Here is a 21,150-nt window from a genome sequence, read left to right on the forward strand (position 1 = left end):
TCCGGGGATAAATCTGCGAGGTGCCCCGGATATAGGAAAACCATCCCGCACACACAAGCGCGCCAACAAACGCAAATGTTGGGTCACCGAACGCACAAGTCCATAGATTTTGGCGCCATTGTTGGCGCGAAAATTCAGTCCGAAACGATCGAGCAGATGTAGCCGCACACCTCGGAAACCGCCATTCCCAGATCGGCCAGCGTCTCCTCATCGAGCTTTCCATCGCGCGCGAACTCAATCTCCGCCGCCCGCGCCTGCGAAGCCAGAGCCATGGCGCCGACCCCTTGCGCTGCGCCCTTAAGCGTATGAAGTCCAAGGGTTATTTCATGCGGATCGGTCGCGGCGCTCACCCGCTCGAAATAGATCGCGACCTGCTTTTCGAACATGCGCAACACTTCGCATTCCAGCGCCCTGTCCCCAAGCGTCTGGCGCGCCAGATGCACGAGATCGATGGGTCGGCTGGTCCTGTCCACCCGCAGGGAATCGAGCCCCCCTTTCCTGCCCGGCTCCATCATCTCCACCACCATCACACAACCGTCACAATCACTACCGCCAGCTTAACCCTGATTGGATAAAAAGACCCTTAATCACTGATATCTGCTATATTTTCGCTTCCCGAGGGCACACGAAAAAAGTCGTTAACGGTCTTTTAATAAAGATTTCAGCAATGGCCCCAAACCGTGTATAACTCAGGATAGAGAAGTGGCCATCGGGATCGTTTGCGGGGGTGTTTCCGCGTGTTTTCGTCCCGGCAGGCAATGCGTCCGAAGCGGTTAGCTCCCGCCAAGGTATTGCCGCAAAAGCCCTTTTCTAAAGATGCGGCGCAGAAGTAAAGAGTATTAAGAGTATGGCGAAAAAGTCGACCCCACCCAAGGACGATCCGGCAGCGCTTGCGTTTTCAGCTGTCGAAAACGCACTCAAGGACTCGGTCTTCTCGATGGATGACAAGCCCGCCCGCAAGGTAGAAAGCCAGCCGGCAAGCCGTGAACCCAAGCACCAACAGCGGCGCGAAACGCCCACCAACACCGAACGCCTGCGCGCAGCCGACAAGATCGCCGCCCAGGCTTCATCGGTCGCCAATGACGATCGCTCCACCGCCGCATCCGCGCTTTACGCCCTTCAGTCGCGCGCTTCCAATGCACCGATCTGGTTCGCCATCACCACCTCCCTTCTCTGGCTGGTCGGCGTCGGCCTGATCGCAGCGCTCCGCTACGGCCCGCGCTTCACCGAAGGGCTCTCGGTCGCCGAATTCGTCCAGAGCCTTGATTTTGCAGCGCTCGCCGCGATCATCGCGCTGCCCATTCTGGCAATGATTTCCATTGCCTTTCTGGTGCGCCGCGCCCAGGATCTGCGCCTCGCCGCCGCCTCGATGACCCAGGCCGCCATGCGCCTGACCGAGCCCGAATCCGCCGCCGCCCACAAGATCGCCACCGTCGGCCAGGCCGTCCGCCGCGAGGTGAACGCTATCGGCGACGGCCTCGAACGCGCCCTGTCGCGGGCCGGCGAACTCGAAGTCATGGTCCACAACGAAGTGACCGCCCTCGAACGCACCTATTCCGACAACGAGACGCGCATGCGTCAATTGATCGAGGAACTGGCCAGCCAGCGCGACGCCGTCGTCACCAATTCCGAGCGCATGCGCGAGGCCATCGCCGCAGTGCATGGCAATGTGACCACCGATCTCAACGAGATCGGCACATCGATCACCGACCGCCTCAAGACGACCGGCGGTGAGATCACCCAGGCCATTTCCGATCGCGCCACAGCCATGACGGAATCGATCGAAACGGCCGGAACGACGATAGAAACCACGTTCGAGCGCCGCGCGCAGAGCTTCACCGAAACCATCGAGGGCCGCACCGCCGACCTCATCATGGCGCTCGACGACAGCGCCGGCCGCCTCGACGGCACGTTGACCGACAAGGCAGAAGCGCTGGCCACCGCCATCGACACCTCGACCGACCGGCTCGATACCGTGCTCACCTCCAGCGCTTCGAGCGTCCAGATCGCGCTCGAAGGGCATTCGAGCATGGTGGAATCCGCCCTCAGCGACACGACGGGCGCGCTCAACACCCTGTTCGACACCAGGACCGCCGACCTCACAAACGCGCTGGACAGCCGCAATCAGATTCTCGAAGACGCCCTTGGCGCCGGCGTTGGCCGCATCGAATCCGCCTTCGAGGGCCGCGCCGAGGCCATTGCCAGGGTTCTGGGCACCGGCGTCGAGGATGTTCAAGCCGCTTTTTCCGGGCGTGCCGAAGCGCTGGCCGAAGCTCTGGGAACCGGCGTGGCCGAGGTTCGGGCCGCGTTCGAGGGCCGGGCCGAATCGCTCGCCGACGCGTTGGGCGTGGGCGTGGACAGCATCGAATCCGCCTTCGGACGCCGCACCGATGCTTTGACCGAAGCGCTCGACCAGAGGGCTGGCGAGGTCACCGAAATGGTCGATGCGCGCATCAACACGTTGGTTAATTCGCTCGATGCTCACACGATTTCGTTTTCGGCGGCCATTGAGGAAAAATCGGCGACCATCGGCGACGTCCTCAGGGGATCGACCGAATCCATTCTCGTGGACTTCTCGCGGCGGTCAGAAGCGCTCGGGTCCAGCTTCGCTGCCCTGGGAGAAACCGTTTCCAATGGCATCGCCAGCCGCGCCGAAGAGGCCGAGGCAACGCTCAGCCGGATCACCAATCGCCTGGACGAAACCTTCTCGATCCAGTCCAACGCCCTCCAGAGCCAGATCGAATCCATGAGCCTGCGCCTCGACGGCGCGCTCGAGGAATCGACCGAGCGGACGCGCGACGCGCTGACGCGTGCGGGTACCGATACGCTGGCCCAGCTCAATGCGCGCGTCGATGAAATCTCGGTCATCCTCGACAGCCGCATCGGACAGGTCGATACCATCGTGGGCGAAAAGGGCGAAAAGCTCATTTCCTCGCTCGACGCCCACACCTCCGAGATCGCCGACCGCTCCAACCGGCTCGAAACCCTGCTCGACGACAAGGGCCGCGCCCTGGCGAGCGCTCTTGAAACCGGCGGTGAAAGCTTCGGCGCCATGGCCGACGCCAAGACCGCGGCCCTCACCGAGGCTCTCGACGCGCGTGCGGAAGCCATCACATCGGCTGTCGACCTGCGCACCGATGCCCTGTCTGCGGCGCTCGACACGCGCGCCGACGCGCTCAATTCAAGCCTCGACATCCGCACCGAAGCGCTCACATCGGCCTTTGACGGTCGTGCCGAGCAGATCGGCGCCGCCCTTGACGGCCGCGCCGAGGAAATCGCATCGGCCATTGAAAGCCGCACGAGCAATCTGACGTCGGCCATCGACAGCCGGGCCGAGCAGCTTGCTTCCGCGCTGGACGGGCGCACCGAGACCTTTACATCCGCCCTCGATGGGCGCACCGAGCAGTTCACATCGGCCCTCGACACCCGCAGCGAGCAGCTCACCTCCGCCCTCGACGCGCGCACGGCACAGCTCGATACCGCACTGTCGGCCCGCACCACCCAGCTCGACGACACCCTGGCCGAGCGCGCCAACGCCATGAATTCGATGCTCGACATCACATCGAGCCAGCTTTCCGAGACCCTGACAGAGCGCACCCGCTATATGGGCGGGGTGATCGACGAATCCGCCGAACGCCTGGAACGCTCGATCGCCGAGCGGGCGCGCGGTCTCGAAGTATTGCTGGACGAGAAGTCCCGCCACATGGCGGAATCCATTTCCGGCCGGACCAGCGAACTGACCACCGCCGTCGATGCCTCGGGCGAGCGCATCCGCGCCACGATCGACGGCAGCCTGGTCAATGTAACCGAGACCATGGAAACCCGTTCGAGCCAGGTGTCCGAGCTCATCGAAAGCAAGGTGGCCGAACTCAACTCCAATATCGGCCGCGAAATCGACGCCGCCGTCGACAAGATCAGCGGCGCGGAATCGGGCGTAACCGCCAGGATCGGCGAGGCGGCCTCCTCGGTCAGCCAGAGCGCGCGCGATGCGGCGGACCTTGTGGAATCGCGCCTCACCGAAGCACGCAGCGCCATCACCGAGATGGTGGACGATCGCCTCGGCACCCTGCCCGAAGCGATCACTACCCGCGCCGAAATCACCGCCGAGCGTCTGGCCGGTCTCAACGAGGCGATCCACGGCACGATCACCGATTCCATGCGCGACCTCGAAAGCGGTGCCGACCGGATCGAATCCACCCTCACGGGCTCGATCCACAGCGCCATCGGCCAGTCCATGTCCGACCTCGAATCCGGCGCCAGCCGCATCGAGGAGGTGCTCAACGACAAGCTGGCCAACGTCACCGCCAATATCTCGGCCGACGTCGAACAGACGGCGATGCGCATGGATGCTGTGGTCCGCAAGGCCATGGAAGAGCTCAAGGTGGCCTCGGTCCATATCGAGGATCTCGTGGAAGTGCGCGCCGTCGCTACGGCGGACGAGCTTGGCCGCAAGGCCTCCGAAATCAACAGGATCGTATCGGAACATACCGATAAGTTCGCAGAGCTTATCGACACCAAGCAGAACCAGCTCACCAACGCGCTGGGCAGCCAGACCAACCTGTTGCGCGCCGCGCTCGAAGCCAATGCCCGCGACGCCGAAGACATCATGTCGGAATCGTCCAACCGCATTCAGCACGAGATCACCGACTCGTTGCGCAAGCTCAACGACGCCAATCTTCTGCTCCAGCGCGTTCTGGAAGCCTCGACAGGCAATCTGGCCCGCCTGCAGGGCAATGTGGGCGAGCAGACGCAGGCCTATACCACCGCCGTTCGCGACGCGATGGCGGGCACTGAGCAGGCTGGCACAATGATGAGCCAGCACGTGGAGGCCCTGCAGAACACCATGTCTGCAATGCTTGCGCAGTTCGGTGAGCTTTCGGGCAAGCTGGATTCGGAAACTGCCGGATTCACCGATGCCGCGGCGAACCTTGCCGAAGTGTCGAACAGCACGATGGACACGCTGGAAAACCGCCGCGGGGCCATGGAATCGCTCGCCGAGGGCTTTGCGGTCCGGACCGAGGAAATCGATGGTCGCCTGCGCAGCTTCGCCCAGTCGATCGCCGAGACCGTCAACCAGACCGAGCGCCGCCTCATCGCCGCCCGCAAGGCCATGGAAGAGGCCCTTGCCTCGACATCGGATGCCGTCACCGGCCAGATTTCGACAATCGGCGACCTGGCTTCGGGCGAGGGCCAGCGCGCCAGCGACGCCCTGCGCCAGACCCAGGCCGATCTGCTCGCCGACATCGAGCGCGCTTACGCCGACGCCACCCGCCGCTTTGGCGATACCGCCGACGCCATGCGCATGACCGCCTCCCAGCTCGGCCAGGAACTCGAAGCGACCCGCAACGAGCTGCAGCGCTCCGTACTCGACCTGCCCGAGGAGACCCGCGCCAGTGCCGCCGCGATGCGCCGCGTGGTTGCCGAACAGATCGAGGCCCTGTCCGAACTCAATGCCATCGTGCGCGCTCAGCCGGGCACCCATGAGGTATCGGGCCGCTCGACCCCGCGCGCACCCTCGGCACGGCTCGCCGCTGCCGAACCGGTCCGTCGCGCCGAGTCCGCGCCCCAGCCCGCGCGCCCTGCCCCAAATCGGCAGCCCGAACCTGCGCGCCAGCAAGCGCCGGTCGCAGCCCCGGCCCGTCCGGCAGAAACGCCACGTTCGCCCTCCGAACGGCTTAACGAAGCACTGGCCCAGTCGCGAAGCTCCCAGCAGCAGCCGACACAGGCCGCCCCCGCAGCATCTCAGGAAGGCGGATGGCTCCGCGACGTCCTGCGCAACGCCTCGGCAAGCCAGGCCGGCAACCAGCGTCCGCTGAACCTGTCGAGCCTGACCGAAGACATCGCCCGCGCCATCGACGACGATGCCCTCGCTGCTGCCTGGAACCGCTACCAGGATGGAGAATCGGGTGCTTTCAATCGCCGGCTCTACACGATTACCGGCCAGTCGACCTTCGACGAGGTGCGCCGCAAACTCCAGCGCGATCCCGAATTCTCGCGCACCGCAAGCGCCTATATGAGTGAGTTCGAGCAACTGCTCGGCGAGGCCGCCAGCGGCCCCAACGGCATGCAGCAGACCTTTAACCAGCTCGTGAGCAATCGGGGGAAGGTCTATACCATGCTCGCCCATGCAAGCGGCCGGTTGAACTAAGCCCGCCCGACCTTGAATTGAAAAAACGCACCCCTCGGGGTGCGTTTTTGTTTCCGCTTTATGCCGCCACCATGGCTTGCGAGCGGATCGGTGCCAGGCGCCGTGCAAACTGGTCCGCCGCCGCGTCCCACGTAAAGCCTTTCGACCTTTCAATCGCCTCGGATCGTGGGATAGAAAGCGCCCGCCTCACGGCCGCGCCCAAATCCTCGTCCAGCGCCCCACCCTTTCCCGATCCGATCACGTCGACCGGCCCCATGACCGGGTAAGCCGCGACCGGCGTGCCGCATGCCATGGATTCGAGCATGACATTGCCGAAGGTGTCGGTGCGCGAGGGGAAGACGAAAACATCGGCGCTGCGATAAGCATCCCGCAACGCCACTCCCGTCAGTTGCCCCGTGAAAACCACATCGGGAAAGCGCTGCATGAGCGCTCCCCGCTCCGGGCCCTCGCCAACCACGATCTTGGTGCCTGGATGGTCAATCTCGAGAAACGCTTCGATGTTTTTTTCCACCGCAACCCGCCCGACATAGAGAAGGTGCGGCCCCGGCAGGCCCGCAAACATCGCCTTGGGGCCCGGGCTGAACGCCGATAGATCCACTCCGCGCGACCAGACGGCCAGATGACGAAAAAACCGCCGCCGCAAATATTTGAGTACCGAGGAGGTGGGCACCATGGTTGCCGATGCAGCGGCGTGGAACCAGCGCAGATACCCATAACTCCACTCGACCGGCACCGGCAGTCGTGCCGCAAGATATTCGGGAAAGCGCGTGTGATAGCTGGTGGTAAAAACAAGGCCCTGCGCCACGCAAAGCGTGCGCGCCGCCAGCCCCAGCGGGCCCTCGGTGGCAATGTGGATATGGTCTGGCGCAAAGCCTGCGATCATGTCCTGAACCACCCTGAGCGATGGCAGAGGCACCCGGATATCGGGATAGGTCGGCAGGGGCAGCGTCCAGAACGGCTCGGGCGTCAGGTATCTCACCTCATAGCCGCGCCGCGTCAATGTGTTGCCCACATTCTCGAGCGAGCGGACGACACCGTTGACCTGCGGGTGCCAGGCATCCGAAACGATGAGCAGCCGCTTCATGGGATGGCCTCCTGCATCGGAGGCAGGACCGCCTGACGACCGGGCACGGTCACCTCGGCCCAGCGGATCAACTCGAACCGCCCTTCCCGTGTCTCGGCGATGGCCGTGCAATTTTCGACCCAGTCACCGCAATTGAGATAGGTGATGCTTCCATGGGCGGCGATTGCGGCAGCATGAATGTGGCCGCAGACCACACCATCGAAGCCCTGCTCGTCCGCTTCCCGCACCAGCGCCGTTTCGAACCGCTCGATAAGCGCGGCCGCCCGGCCCACATTGGCCCGCGCCCAGGCCGAAAGCGACCAGCGCGGTCGGCCGAGCCGCTGCCGCACCCTGTTGACCAGCATGGCACCGCGCAGCGCCAGATTGTAGGAGATATCGCCAAGCCAGGATACCCAGCGGGCATGCCGCACGACAACGTCGAACTGGTCCCCATGAATCACAAGATAGCGTCGTCCGTCGGCCCCGGTGTGGACGGCCCGTTCTCGAACGTCGATGCCGCCAAACCGAAGCGCTGCGAACTCGCGCAGGAATTCATCGTGATTGCCCGGCACATAAACGATGCGCGCGCCCTTGCGCGTGCAATCGAGCAGATGCTGGATCACGCGGTTGCAGGCTGGTGGCCAGTGCCAGCTTTTTCTAAGCTTCCACCCGTCGACAAAGTCGCCGACCAGATAGATGCATTCGGCCTCGACCGATTGGAGAAAATCGAGCAATGCGCCCGCCTGGGCGCCGCGCATACCCAGATGCGTATCGCTGATAAACAGAGCGCGCAACTGACGTGGCTTTTGTGCGGAATGCATCGGATGTACCGCAAGGCTGTTGGCTCGCGACTGTCCGAATGCCTGATTTGCGCAACTCTATTGTGACAGCGGTCGCGATTCGTTTTGTGCCTTGGTGGACCAGATCGAGAGTGAAATCAGGATCATCCCCGCACCGATGGCCGAAAGCAGCCCCGCCGCCCAGAAGCTCTGCAATCCGAAATGGGCCACCAACATGCCGAAAAACAGCAGCGCGATGACCGAGCAGATCTGCTTCATGACCACATAAAAACTCTGGGCCTGCGCCGCGATCTCCTCGCTGGTCCAATTGGCGATAAAGGTGACGATGCCCATATAGGCCAGACCGAACGTCATCATGTGGAAAGCTTGCAGCAGGCCCAATTGCCAGACTTCGGTTGCATAGGCCATGCCGACCCAGCGCAGAACGCCACTGACACAGGCCGCCAGGAGCAGATGCCGGGCCGAGAACCGACGTGCGAAGTGGGAAAAGAACAGCATGGTGACGATCTCACAGACCGGCGCCACGATCCACAATATGCCCACCGCCGCGTCCGGCACCCCTGCTCTGAGCCACAAGAGCGCGCCAAAACTGATGAGCAGCATATGGCTGGCCTGTAATATGGCAGCCCCGAGGAGCGTCAGGACGAACCACGGCCGCGCCACCTGCCGCAGGGTCTGGGCTGCACCCGGAGCATTCACCAGCGGTGCGCCCGCCTGCCCCGACCCGTTTTGCGACCGAAAATATGGCAGCGGCAACGCGGAAAGTCCGCGCAACAGGGCCGTGGCGATCAGCAGCGGCACGAACACCGCAATGCCCAGCCAGCCGAACGTCCACCCGGCCAGCGCCGTCGCCCCGATATAGCCGAATGTGCCCCAGATTCTCACCCGCGCAAAGTCGGTGCCGCGCCGACGCGTCATCCTTATGGTCGCTGCATCGATCACCGGCTCTATGGCCATTACAGGGATAACGAGCAGGGTGTTGAAGAGCAGAATGCCCCAGAACGCATCGACAAAAACGAACCCCAACGAGACCACGGCACTGACCAACGAGCCCGCGACGATCACCCCGCGCCAGTCGCTCGCCTTGTCGGCCACACGCCCGACGAGCAGATTGAGCACGATCATGATGAAGATGGGCGTCGCACTGATGATGCCGATTTGTTCTTCGCTTATGCCCCTGCCGTCCAGCCACACGGGCAAGAGCAGCGTGGAGACGCCGATCGGCAGATACATGGCAGCATAGAACAGGCCCGTGCGCATTTCGGGCGTGGTCAGCCGCTCGGGCAGTCTCGGCAGCATTGGAGAAGGGTCCGCAAGGCAGGATCGAAGAACGCGACCATGCGCTGCGCGGCTCACCCTTGCAAGCGGCAACTACCGTCAATTTCGTAAGAATTCAGTTGGCCCGTAACCGGCCCAGCCCACGGCGCCTGCGCGGCGGGGCGGAAACATCCTTCCAGCGGATCAACTCGAACGCCCCGTCATGCTCTTCAACCACGGCGGTGCAGCTTTCCACCCAGTCGCCCGAATTGATGTAGTGAATGCCGAATTTGTGGTGCATGGCGGCCTGATGGATATGGCCGCAGATCACACCCTCGACCTTGGAGTTGCGCGCTTCGAGCGAGAGGGCTTCCTCGAACCGCCCCATGACCGACACCGCGCTCTTGACCTTTTGCTTGGCCCAGGCCGATAGCGACCAGTATCTAAGCCCCATCCGTCGCCGGACCCAGTTGATCGGCGCATTGATGGTCAGGGCGAAATTATAGGCCCAGTCCCCGATATGGGCGAGCCATTTGGCGTTGGCCACGACCACGTCGAACTGATCGCCATGGATCACCAGGTAGCGCTTGCCGTCAGCGGTGATGTGGATCATGCGGTCGACGATCTCGACGCCGCCGAAATAGGTGCCCAGATAATCGCGCAGAAACTCGTCGTGATTGCCGGCGAGATAGACGATGCGCGCCCCTGCCCGTGCCTTGGCGAACAGCGCGTTGGCCAGCGCATCATATTCGGGCGGCCAGTTCCATTCCTTCTGCAGCCGCCACCCGTCGATCAGATCGCCAACGATATAGATCGTGTCGGCATCATGAACCGCCAGGAACTTGAGCAGTTCCTCGACCTGGATCGCCTGCATCCCCAGATGGACATCGCTGATAAAGAGCGCCCTTACATGCCGGACGGTCCCCGTTTCTTCCATGCAGAAAGTACCTTGTCCTACCTGGGGCGCATCCTGATTCCCGGTCTGCGCGGCAGGAGCACTTTAGCCGAGCCCTTGCCGATGGCAAAACCGTTTCGGCCCACCGGGCGTCTTCGGTCTCGCGTCTGTGTCAGATGAGAAACAGCACCACCGATGCCAGCATCAGGCAGGCCAGTATGATGCCGAGATATTTCTCGGTTCCGGTGGTGCGCAGGAAGGCGATCAGCCCGCGCCCGAAGATCATCCATGTCCCGACCGAAAAAACGCTGACCAGCGCGCATCCGAGACAGACCAGCAAGAGATTGACCAGGCGTCCCTCACCCGCCGGCACGAACAACGCCACAAAGCTTAGCGCCATGGCCCATGCCTTGGGATTGACCCACTGAAATCCCGCGGCCTCGTGCAGACGCATAGGACGTTCACTGCCCTGTACATTCCCGATGCGGATGCCGAGCATCGTCCAGGCCATCCACACGAAATAGAGCGCAGCGGCGTAGCGCATGACAGTGTTGATCCACGGATAGGCTTCGAGCACGCCTGCGAGCCCGAAACCGACGACAAATACCATGATGGGAAACCCCACCATGATCCCCACACCGTGCGGCACCGTCGCCGCAAGCCCGAATTTGGCGCTCGAGCTCATGACCATCAGATTATTCGGGCCGGGAGAAAATGACGCGGTGGCACATGCCAGGAAAAACGCGGCCACCAGAGAAGTGTTCAGCATGTTCAACGACGCCCCACAACGTCAGCAATACTGACCTAATAACACCCTCTTGCCGATTTGCCAATCCGCATCACAGCGCGTCGGCGATCTTTCTGACCGTGTTCCAATTGCGTGACGTGCCAATGCCCGTCCGCCGCGATGTCAGAACACCCGCCAGCTTCGATCCGGCAGCTCCATCGCCAAAATAGATCCAGGGATCGCCATCGATCACCCGCACGATCTCGGTCTCGCTCGCACGATCTTCGAAAAGCCTTTGCGCTTCGGTTGTCACCGGCTCGCGCATTACCCGAACGGCGACATGCGAGCCGTCGGCTTCCGATTGTTCGGCAAAGGGATTGACGGCAACCAGCCTTTCCCAGCGCTCGCCCTCGCGCACGATAAAATCGATATGGCGGCCGAATGCTTCGGCAAAAGCAGGCTCGAACGCCTTCTCAATAACGCGCGGATCGGTTTCACTTGCCGTAAAAACGACATTGCCGGTGGCCAGCAGCGCCGTGACCTCGCTATGTCCCAAAGCTTCGAGCAGGCCGCAAAGCGGCGCGTTGAGAACCCGCTTTCCGTCCGGCAGAGAGATGGAATACAGCAGTCCCACGAACCGTGTCACGGGATGATCCCGATCTTGCGCTTCAGCGCAATGATGCGCCCGTAGCTCTGGGCGATCCGGGCGGCGAATGCCGGGTCGGCCCGCCCTTCCTCGACAAGAACCCGGTGGATTTCGCTGCCCAGCGCCGGATCGTAGGCAGCGGTATTGGAAAACAGCAGAATGTCCATGCCCGCCTCCACGGCCCTGACGACCGTATCGTGAAGATCGAAACGCGAGCGGATGGCTCCCATCTCCAGATCGTCGCTGATCGCCACGCCGGTAAAGCCCAGTTCGTCGCGCAGGACGCCTTCGATCCAGGTCCGCGAAAGACTGGCCGGCAACTGGCGCGAATCTCCGCCCTGGACGTCACCGTTAAACAGGTGGGCCACCATGACCATATCGGCCAGCCCCCCATCGATCATCGCGCGATAGGGCTCGAGCTCCACAGGTTGCCAGAGCCCCGTGACGTCCACGAACCCGTCATGTGTATCCCCAGCGCTCGAACCATGCCCCGGAAAATGCTTGAGCGCGGTGGCGATCCCCGCGTCGCGATGCGCCTCGACAAAGGCCGATGCAAGGGCGACGACCTGGTCGGGATCGGAGCCGAAGGCCCGTTGGTAGCGGGCGATGATCGGATTGTCGGGATTGAGGTCGAGATCGACCACCGGACCGAAATTGGCGTTGAACCCCAGCCGCGCCAATTCGTCGGCCAGGCCGGCATAGATGGCCCGCGCCCGATCCGGCGCATCGCTTGCAACCGCACGCGCCGATGGGATTTCCCCAAAGCCCACCGCAGCCGTCAGGCGTTCGATTTCGCCCCCTTCCTGGTCGAGCGCGATGAAGGGCGGCAACCATGGCCGGGCGGCAATCAGGCGGCGATTGATGCCGCGCACCGCCGCAAGGCTGTCCACATTTGTGCGCAGATACATAACGCCGCCAATCTCGCCGCGCGCAATCTGTTCACGCACCGCGCGCACGCCGGCGGCATCGGCGGTGTCACCGGAAAATCCCACCATGACCATCTGCCCTGCCATGTCCTCGAGACTTTGTGCCGGCGCGGCGGAGCTGCTTACGGCAAGGCCAAGGACAAGACAAAGGGAGGCAAAAATGCGCATGGCCTGCTTTCAGTTTGCGGCGGGAATGGCAAATGTGCCCGATTCCCTTGCCGGACGGGGCAGCCTTTCGCAACTTTGGGGCACAAATCAGCCCACGCGCAATGTGGACAACCTGTCGTGTTCGTCAGCGAGCAGTCTGGCGAGTATGTCCTGGGCCGGTCCGGGGCGCGAAAAGAAATAACCCTGGCCTGTCTTGCACCCGGCAAGCCGCAGCAGCCAGGCCTGATCCTGGTTTTCGATACCCTCGGCAACGACATGCTTTCCCAGTGAATCCGAAAGCATGAGCACCGCTCGAATGATCGCCGAAGCCTCGCCATCTCCGGGGAGCCCGCGCACGAAGCTTTGGTCGATCTTGATCGTATCGACGGGCAGCCGTCCCAGATAGCTCAATGAGGAATAGCCGGTGCCGAAATCGTCAAGCGCAACCCCCACCCCTTCCGCGCGCAGGATCTTGAGCTTTTCGGTGACATGGGAGGTTTCGGTGACCAGAAGGCTCTCGGTAATCTCGACCTGCAGCCGCTCGGCGGGCAATCCCGATTCCTGGAGCGCCGAGCGGACATCGTCAACGATATTGCCGTGTTCGAACTGGAGGGGAGAAACATTGACCGAGAGGCGCAGGGGCCGCGGCCAACGCGCCACTTCCCTTGCCGCGACATGGAGTATCCAGCGGCCCAGTTCGATGATGAGCCCCGTTTCTTCAGCGGCCGGAATAAACTGCGCAGGAGACACAGATCCCAGTTCGGGATGCGTCCAGCGCGCCAGCGCTTCAACCCCGATGATCGCCCCGCTCTCGAGATCGACCTGCGGCTGGTAATGGACGGAAAATTCCTCGCGCGCCAGGGCGGCGCGCAGCGCGATTTCCATATCCTGCTTGGACTTGATGCGCGTATCCATTTCCTTTGAAAAGGCGAGGGCAAAATTGCCGGTCTGATCGGATGCGATTGAAAGCGCCACCCCTGCATGGCTCACAAGCGCATCGGCGGCGCTGCCCGAAAGGTCGGAATCCGTCATGCCCACACGGGCGCCGACAATCGCCCGGTGTTCGTCGAGCGTATAGGGGCGGACGATTTCCGAAATCAGCATGTCGGCAAAGCCGCCACCGCCATCTTCGCCCAGCAATCCTTCCCGGAGCACCGCAAAGGCATTGCCCTCCAGCCGGGCCACGCTGATCGGCCCCAGGAGCTCGAGCCGCCCAACCACCTGCTTGAGCAGGGCGTCGCCATAGGCGTGACCCAGCGTGTCATTGACCGTCTTGAGGCGCGAGAGTCCCACGAGATAGACGCTGGCGCCGCGCACGCGGCCCGAAGGCGTGGCCAGGAGAGCAGCCACCGTTTCGACGAATTTTACCCGCGAGGCCGCCCCGGTAAGCGGATCGTGCTGGGCGAGATAGGTCAATCGATGCTCGACCTGCCGGCGTTCTGTCACATCGCGGAAGGTCAGGCATGCCACCCGCCCCGCCGATTCCGCGCTGACCTCGCCGGCATCGACATCCGAGAGCGTCACGACGAACTCCACGGTCCGGCTCTGGCCATTACAGACAATGACGACCTCGGAGGTCGCTTCCATGGCCTCCCCCTCATCGAGCGCCAGGTTCAGCGCCTCGCGGAACGGAGGTGGAAGGACATGGTCGATATTTTCACCCCGCAGCCCCGGCGATATCAGATCCTCGGCCAGCCTGCTGGCGGCGCGTATGGATTTGTTGTGGTCGACGACGACGACCCCGTCGAAATTGTCTGCGACCACGCGAGCCAGAATGCCTCGCATGGAATCGCGTTCCCGCGCTGCGTGCGACAGCGACCGGCCACGGGCCTCCAGTTCATGCCAGAACGCGGTCGCCAGAAATCCGATCTGCGCTATATGGATGGCCGCCGTATCGAGCAGCATGCCCGAATGAACCTGCATGGCCAGCGCCGTGAATTCGAGGATACCCGCATAGGCTAGGGAGCCCGCGATCGCGGACCCCAGCGTCATGCGCGGCCGCAGGCAGGCGAAAAGAATCGCCATGCCGAACACGATAATCATTGCGGGCAACCGCCCCATATCGGCCAGCGCCCGGTCCTGCCGCACGGTTTCTGCCGCCAGCAACTGCAGCGATGGAGTCGAAACCATCCCGTAACGCGGCACCGAGTGGCTCGATTGCTGCGAATAGCTGGCCTGGCCGACGATCACTTGCCGCCCTGCGAATAGGCCGGGCTCGTAACTTCCACCGATCACGTCGGACAAGCTGACCCGCGGGATCGTGGCCAGATCGATCGAGAAATCGATAAGGAATGACGGGCGTGACACGGAATGATCGGGCGAGAGCGTCGTGGCAAGGGATTCGATGACCCAGCCGTCATGGACGGTCCGCGTGCGATAGACGCCGGACTGTCGATCGCCGCCCGTGGCGTCGATATAGACCGGAGGCGCCAGGGCAGCGAACCTGTTCATGGGCATGCTGAGAGCCAATTCGGCTTCAGACGATCGGGTCTGCGTTGCGACCGTATGCACCTTGCCCGCAGCCCGCTCCAGGGCCTCTACAAGCGCGTTATCGTCGAAATAACCCTGAGTTCCCTGAAGAGCAGCGTCGAGCACCACGGTGACGGCGCCGGCTTTGGTCAGCGTATCGATGGCCTGCGCATAAATGCTGCGGGCCCGGGACTGGTTGCCCGCTTGCGCCATGGCCGCCGCATCGATCTCGACAAAGACGATATCTCCGCTGGCCGGGCGGGAGGTCAGCGAAAATCGCATCTCACGAAGCCCGGAATCGAGCGCGGCAAACCACCCGATCGCCACCGCCACGAGTACGGTTGCGCAAACGATCGCCGTCACGAAAAGATGTCGAGCCCGCGCCACCGTTTCTTGGTGCCTCCCTGCTTTGCTCACACCTGGCGGCGTGAGCCCCCTTCCTTTATCTCCCAAGCAATTGAATAAGCTGTAAATGCAGAGCACCGGACACCGCGATCACGGTGCCCGGTGCAGCGGCAAAAATCCTCCTCTTGGCGTCTAGCGGTTCTTGCGATTGGCGATCAGGTCATCGACCACGCCGGGATCGGCCAGTGTCGAAGTATCGCCAAGCGCGCCATAATCGTTCTCAGCCACCTTGCGCAGGATGCGGCGCATGATCTTTCCCGATCGCGTCTTTGGCAGGCCCGGCGCGAACTGGATATGATCGGGCGAGGCAATCGGCCCGATCTCCTTGCGCACCCAATTGCGCAACTCGCCTGCCAGATCGTCCGATGCCGCTTCGCCTGCCATGAGGGTCACGTAGCAATAGATGCCCTGCCCCTTGACGTCGTGAGGGAAGCCGACCACCGCGGCTTCTGAGACTTTTGGGTGCGCGACCAGCGCGCTTTCCACTTCCGCGGTGCCCAGACGATGCCCGGACACGTTGAGCACATCGTCCACGCGGCCCGTGATCCAGTAATAGCCGTCCTCATCCCGACGGCAGCCGTCGCCGGTGAAGTAGTAGCCCTTGTATTGCTGGAAATAGGTTTCCTTGAACCGCTGGTGATCTCCATAAACGGTCCGCATCTGTCCCGGCCAGCTATCGGCAATGGCCAGGACGCCTGCCGCTTCGGTCTCCTCGATCACCTTGCCGCTTTCAGGCTCCAGAACCACCGGCTGCACTCCGAAAAACGGCTTGGTTGCCGAACCGGGCTTGGTGGGAATGGCCCCGGGCAGCGGTGTGATCATGAACCCGCCGGTTTCCGTCTGCCACCAGGTGTCGACGACGATGCACCGCTCGCGGCCCACCTGCTTGTGATACCACATCCAGGCTTCGGGATTGATCGGCTCGCCCACCGACCCCAAGAGCCGCAGGCTGGACAGATCGGCCCGCTCGACGAACTGATTGCCCGCCCCCATCAGCGCCCGGATCGCCGTGGGTGCCGTATAAAAGATGTTGACCTTGTGCTTGTCGACAACCTCCCAGAACCGCCCGGCATCGGGATAGTTCGGTACGCCTTCGAACATCAGCGTCGTCGCGCCATTGGCCAGCGGGCCATAGACGATATAGCTGTGCCCGGTCACCCAGCCCACATCGGCGGTACACCAGAAAACCTCACCCTGCCGATAGTCGAAGGTCAACTCATGGGTGAGCGAAGCATAAACCAGATAACCGCCAGTCGTGTGCAGGACGCCCTTGGGCTTTCCGGTCGAACCGGACGTATAAAGGATAAACAGCGGATCTTCCGCGTTCATCGGCTCGGGCTCGCAAACCGCCTCAACCCCGGCCTCCGCCTCATGCAGCCAGACGTCGCGCCCGCTTGTCATGGCGATGTCGGAGCCGGTGTTTCTGACCACCAGCACCTTTTCCACCCCCGGACAGTCCTCAAGCGCCTTGTCGACATTGACCTTGAGCGGCACCTTCTTTCCGCCGCGGCAACCTTCGTCGGCGGTGATAACCACGCGGGAATCGCAGTCGTTGACCCGTCCGGCCAGCGCGTCGGGCGAGAACCCGCCGAACACCACCGAATGGACCGCGCCGATGCGCGCGCAGGCAAGCATGGCATAGGCGGCCTCGGGGATCATCGGCATATAGATCGTGACCCGTTCGCCCTTTTGTACGCCGAGCTCTTTGAGCACATTGGCAAACCGGCAGACTTCGCCATGGAGCAGGCGATAGGTGATATGCCGGGTTTCCGCCTCGGGATCGTCGGGCTCGAAGATGATGGCGACCGTGTCGCCATGCTCTTTGAGATGCCGATCTATACAATTGGCGGCAACATTGAGCTGGCCATCCTCGAACCATTTGATCGAGACGTCGGGCCATTCAAAGCTGGTATTCTTGACCTTGGTGAAGGGCTTGATCCAGTCGATACGCTGCGCCTGCTCCCCCCAGAACCCGTCTGGGTCCGAGACCGAGCGCCTGTACATCCGGTCATACTGCTCAGCGGTGACCCTGGTTTTGGCGACCACCTCATCCGAGGGTGCAAACACTTCCGAACTCATGACAACTCCTCCACCATATTGGCTTGTTACCCCTGTCTTAACCCGCCGATTCCGCCGACCGCAAGGCACGGCCGGGCGGCAAACCGCGCAAGTTTCGATTTGATCGATTTTGCCTGGTCAGCCCGCAAACTCTTTTTTAGCGGACCATCGGCTAGTCTGCCCCGCAAACCGGGGGAAAGACGATGAGCGAAGCAAAGATGACCTCGCGAGCGGCCACCCATGCCGACATCGCCGATGTCCATCGCGAGCTGATGGATCTGATCGAGTCCATGCCCTATTACGGCGAGCGCTTCAAAGCGTTCGAGAAGGCCCGTTTCAACCGCACTTTCCTGCGCACCCTGCTCGAAATCGACCCCTGGCACATCCTCCTGCTCGAAATGGATGGTGTGACCGGCGGCTTTCTGATTTCGGGTCCCGCCAACGGAACGATCTTCCAGTTCTGGTCGGCCATCTATCCCGATTATCGCGGCACCCCGCTGGGCCGTTTCGGCATGGATGCCTTCATTTCCCATTGGGACAATTCGCGCTTCCACAAAGCCTCGACCTACACCCGCCCCGACAACCGGCCGGCCCTGGTCCTGCTCAAGCGCTATGGCTATGTTCAGGTCGCCCACCTCGAAGATCATATTTTCGGGGAGGATTATTTCGTCATGGAACGCAAGTTCACCAAGGTGACCGATGGTTACGACAATGGCATTTCGCTTCCATTGGCCACCCGCCTCAAGCTCAAGGCACGGGCACTGCTCGACCGTTAAACAGCGGCCGCGCGAAAGCGCCCGAAGATCGAAACATCGATCTTCGCCCGATAAAGCGCCGTTGCCCAAAGAGACACCGACCACAGCGAAATCGCCATAAACGCCGCAATCGCCGCGCCCATCAGCCCGTAAGGCGGCACGAGGGTGAAATTGCCAACAATCAGCGCGGCAAGCCCCAGCCCCACCGACGGCAGGCTGGCCCAGGGTCGGTCATGCATCGAGAGCACCAGAGAGGCTGGGCCGAACGCCGCCCTGACCACAAGCCCAAGGCACAATATGGCCACCGGCAGCGCTCCATCGGCAAATTCGTCCCCGAACAGGATCAGCGCGTAGCGCCCGACCAGCAAAACGCCGACAAACAGCGCCAGCGCCAGCCCCGTCGCCACTAGATTGGCCTCCCCCACCCGCTTGCCGAAAGCGCCGCGATCGGCGTCGCGTTCCGCATCGAACATATTGGGCAGCGTCAGCGCATAGACCGCGACCACCCCGAAAGAGGCGAGCGCAAAAATCCGTGTACTCACCCCGAAAATTGCCAGATCGGTACGGTCGAGCAGTCCGGCCAGCAGGATCAGATTGATGTCGAAGAAATAATCCGAGGCCAGCGTAATGAGCACCCAGGGTGCCGCAAAACGCCACCAGCGTTTCGGCTCGATTGGGCGCACGCTGTCGGCACGCGGCACCGCCACCACGGCCCGGCGCACCCACAATCCCTGAACGCCGAACAGCACCAGAAGCGCGCCAGCCAACACCCACAACATAAGGCCCAGATCGGCAACCGGGCTCATCAGCGCCACGACGCCGAATGCGAAAAGCGTCAGCGCCGGGCGGAAAATCATATCCGGCAGATACCCCGCCATGGGCTGCTTGAGCCCCACCAGCGTCGTCGTGCCGATATAGGTGATGGCCGTCGCAATTCCGATCAGCGCCGTCTGGATCCAGATCGGGCGCAGATGCGCTCCCGCCTCCCCCAGAAGGAAGGTCAGCGGCCAGCCCAGCGCCAGCACCACTGCCCCCATCACCGCCATCTGGATATAGGCTCGACCCACGAAACGCCGCAGATGATTACCCTCACCACGCGAGCCGTACTCGGCGGAAAAATAGGTGGCGACCGTCTGGAACCCCAGCGGCAACACAACGGCGATCAGATTGGCCGCCGCGATGACCAGTAGAAAGTCGCCCAGCGATTGGGCACCCCACACCCGCGAAATGGCCACCTGCACAAGAAAGATGAACCCCGCGCCGAAAATGCGCAGGGCAAAGATCATTACCGATTTCGAGGCAAGCCGTCCGGCTATGGACATCGCTGAAAATCCCCCGCGTCAGGCTCCCGGGCCGCGCCTGAACCGCTTCTGCATTTCGAGCCGCGCCGCAAGCACTCCATCGCGACTTCGCGTCAGTAACTCACGCGCCTTATAGGCAGCGGTTCCAGCCACATAGGCCGGCAGGTGCGCGGCAAAATTCATTGTCGGCGGCAGCGGGCTGATATGGCCCGCGTCGCCCACCATGCCGCTCTTGAACTGATGCAGCCCGGCAAAGCCGTCGGTCCCGCCCAGATCGTAGAACCGGGCCCCCGTGTTGTCCCGCAACCATCTGATGATGTGCCAATGCAGCAGATAGCCGGCGCGCAGGCCGAGCGCCGCATCGTCGGTTGCGCCATATAGATAGCAGGCCGTCCGCCCCGCGGTGAAGATCGCCGCCCCCGCGATGGTCTTGTCCCCTTGCGAAACGAAAAACAGCTCGGGCCGCGCCGTCCCGTCCGGCATGGCCATCAACCCCTCGAGCGTATCGATACCCGAATAATCGGGAAACAGCTTGCGCTCGCTCATCGCCTGATAAAGCGTCATGAACCGGCCGATATCGCCCGGCGTCCCCACGGTGAACTCGAGCCCGGCCTTCATCGATTTGCGCAGATTGTAGCGCCATTTCTGGCCGAACGCAGCCAGTCGGGCATCATCGTCGAGCGAAACATCGACCACATAGCGCATCGGGAATTTGACGCCGACGCCGGGCTTGAACCCGCGTGCAGCAAGCATTTCGGCCATGCCATTGACCTCACCGGCCTCAGCATGGGGCATGATCGAAACCATCATGGATCGCTTTTGCGCATATTCCGCCACCAGCGTATCGACCATCCGCCCCATTACAGCATCGCGATCGACGCCCTCGGTTCGGGCCAGAAACGGTCCCCATTTGACCAGCGCCACGCTCGCCACTCCCAGCGGCAGCCGCTGCAGCATGACCAGGGCACCGCCCAGGGGTTCATCACCATCCGAAAACAGAACCGGCTCAAGCGCCATCATCACCATCCGAAAACAGAACCGGCTCAAGCGCCACCCCCGGCCATCGCAGGCTCGCATAGGCATAAAGCTGTTCCTGGCAGACGCCGTCGAAACCGGAAACGGCCCTGTCCCACACCGCCCCGTCGAGCACACGGTGGTCCAGCACTGTTCCGTTGGCTCTCGAAACGTCCGATGCTGCGGAAGCAACTGCGGTCATCGCTGGCGAATGGCTGGTCAAGGACATTGGCGTCACCGGGTCAGATCAAATCTGGCCCTACCCTAACGGCCAGCCCCTATGGAATGCTTTCCACGCAGCGCCGGAACCCCGTCAATTTCCAAAGTGGTAAACCAGGCCTTGAAACGGCAAAAAAATTGTTGCCAAACAGATTCAAGATCGGCTTGCAAGACTCTGGTTATCTTGGAGGATTTTGGTGGGTGTACAAGGGCTCGAACCTTGGACCCGCTGATTAAGAGTCAGCTGCTCTACCAACTGAGCTATACACCCGATCCATCGGGCAGCGCGTCTCCGCACCGCCAGAGTGGCGCCTCTCTAG

15 protein-coding genes and 1 tRNA gene are annotated in these 21,150 nt (G+C 62.5%); 2 read left to right on the forward strand and 14 right to left on the reverse strand.

All coding sequences use genetic code 11. The features are described 5' to 3' along the window. Positions 1–134: 134 nt before the first annotated feature. Positions 135–527: an Hpt domain-containing protein gene (locus KKY_RS09220; RefSeq protein ID WP_014131061.1), complete on the reverse strand. Its 393-nt coding sequence runs from the start codon at positions 525–527 to the stop codon at positions 135–137. 320 nt (positions 528–847) lie between these two features. Here KKY_RS09220 and KKY_RS09225 point away from each other — a divergent pair, with 320 nt between their 5' ends. Further along, positions 848–6,148: an apolipoprotein A-IV repeat region-like domain-containing protein gene (locus KKY_RS09225; RefSeq protein ID WP_014131062.1), complete on the forward strand. Its 5,301-nt coding sequence runs from the start codon at positions 848–850 to the stop codon at positions 6,146–6,148. Positions 6,149–6,206: 58 nt separating this feature from the next. Here KKY_RS09225 and KKY_RS09230 read toward each other — a convergent pair whose 3' ends face one another. From KKY_RS09230 to acs, 9 genes are all read right to left on the reverse strand, one after another. Beyond that, a complete protein-coding gene (locus tag KKY_RS09230) occupies positions 6,207–7,232 on the reverse strand; it encodes a glycosyltransferase family 4 protein (RefSeq protein ID WP_014131063.1) in 1,026 nt (341 codons plus the stop codon). Beyond that, positions 7,229–8,032, reverse strand: a complete 804-nt coding sequence (locus KKY_RS09235; protein ID WP_014131064.1) for a UDP-2,3-diacylglucosamine diphosphatase — start codon at positions 8,030–8,032, stop codon at positions 7,229–7,231. The genes KKY_RS09230 and KKY_RS09235 overlap by 4 nt, the downstream gene beginning before the upstream one ends. A gap of 57 nt (positions 8,033–8,089) precedes the next feature. Continuing rightward, positions 8,090–9,310: an MFS transporter gene (locus KKY_RS09240; RefSeq protein WP_014131065.1), complete on the reverse strand. Its 1,221-nt coding sequence runs from the start codon at positions 9,308–9,310 to the stop codon at positions 8,090–8,092. Positions 9,311–9,404: 94 nt separating this feature from the next. Further along, on the reverse strand, positions 9,405–10,205 hold the full coding sequence (locus KKY_RS09245) for a UDP-2,3-diacylglucosamine diphosphatase (protein ID WP_014131066.1): 801 nt from the start codon (positions 10,203–10,205) through the stop codon (positions 9,405–9,407). A 130-nt stretch (positions 10,206–10,335) separates the two neighbouring features. After that, positions 10,336–10,932, reverse strand: a complete 597-nt coding sequence (locus KKY_RS09250) for a LysE family translocator (protein WP_014131067.1) — start codon at positions 10,930–10,932, stop codon at positions 10,336–10,338. A gap of 70 nt (positions 10,933–11,002) precedes the next feature. Beyond that, positions 11,003–11,536: a DUF1697 domain-containing protein gene (locus KKY_RS09255; RefSeq protein WP_014131068.1), complete on the reverse strand. Its 534-nt coding sequence runs from the start codon at positions 11,534–11,536 to the stop codon at positions 11,003–11,005. Continuing rightward, positions 11,533–12,630: a glycoside hydrolase family 3 protein gene (locus tag KKY_RS09260; RefSeq protein ID WP_014131069.1), complete on the reverse strand. Its 1,098-nt coding sequence runs from the start codon at positions 12,628–12,630 to the stop codon at positions 11,533–11,535. The genes KKY_RS09255 and KKY_RS09260 overlap by 4 nt, the downstream gene beginning before the upstream one ends. 87 nt (positions 12,631–12,717) lie before the next feature. Next, positions 12,718–15,441 (reverse strand): EAL domain-containing protein, encoded by a 2,724-nt coding sequence (locus KKY_RS09265; RefSeq protein ID WP_041528674.1) that lies wholly within the window; start codon positions 15,439–15,441, stop codon positions 12,718–12,720. 174 nt (positions 15,442–15,615) lie between these two features. Next, entirely contained in the window at positions 15,616–17,562 is a 1,947-nt protein-coding gene (gene acs / locus KKY_RS09270; protein WP_014131071.1) for an acetate--CoA ligase, read from the reverse strand. A gap of 182 nt (positions 17,563–17,744) precedes the next feature. On the opposite strand from acs, the gene KKY_RS09275 reads away from it, so the two are divergent. Then, positions 17,745–18,317, forward strand: coding sequence for a GNAT family N-acetyltransferase (locus tag KKY_RS09275; RefSeq protein WP_014131073.1), 573 nt, complete (start codon positions 17,745–17,747; stop codon positions 18,315–18,317). Here the strand turns inward: KKY_RS09275 and KKY_RS09280 are convergent. From KKY_RS09280 to KKY_RS09295, 4 genes are all read right to left on the reverse strand, one after another. After that, positions 18,314–19,618 carry a lipopolysaccharide biosynthesis protein gene (locus tag KKY_RS09280; RefSeq protein ID WP_014131074.1) on the reverse strand — a complete coding sequence of 435 codons (1,305 nt, stop codon included), beginning with the start codon at positions 19,616–19,618 and terminating at the stop codon, positions 18,314–18,316. The two genes, KKY_RS09275 and KKY_RS09280, sit on opposite strands and share 4 nt — an antisense overlap. A gap of 18 nt (positions 19,619–19,636) precedes the next feature. Further along, on the reverse strand, positions 19,637–20,617 hold the full coding sequence (locus tag KKY_RS09285; protein ID WP_210160487.1) for a lipid II:glycine glycyltransferase FemX: 981 nt from the start codon (positions 20,615–20,617) through the stop codon (positions 19,637–19,639). Continuing rightward, the gene (locus tag KKY_RS20500) at positions 20,604–20,840 is read right to left on the reverse strand and encodes a hypothetical protein (RefSeq protein ID WP_041528676.1); all 237 of its coding nucleotides are present in this window, start codon (positions 20,838–20,840) and stop codon (positions 20,604–20,606) included. Before KKY_RS20500 ends, KKY_RS09285 begins: the two co-directional genes overlap by 14 nt. Positions 20,841–21,025: 185 nt before the next feature. After that, positions 21,026–21,101, reverse strand: a tRNA-Lys gene (locus tag KKY_RS09295). Positions 21,102–21,150 lie beyond the last annotated feature (49 nt).

Source organism: Pelagibacterium halotolerans B2 (assembly GCF_000230555.1).
Classification (GTDB): domain Bacteria; phylum Pseudomonadota; class Alphaproteobacteria; order Rhizobiales; family Devosiaceae; genus Pelagibacterium; species Pelagibacterium halotolerans.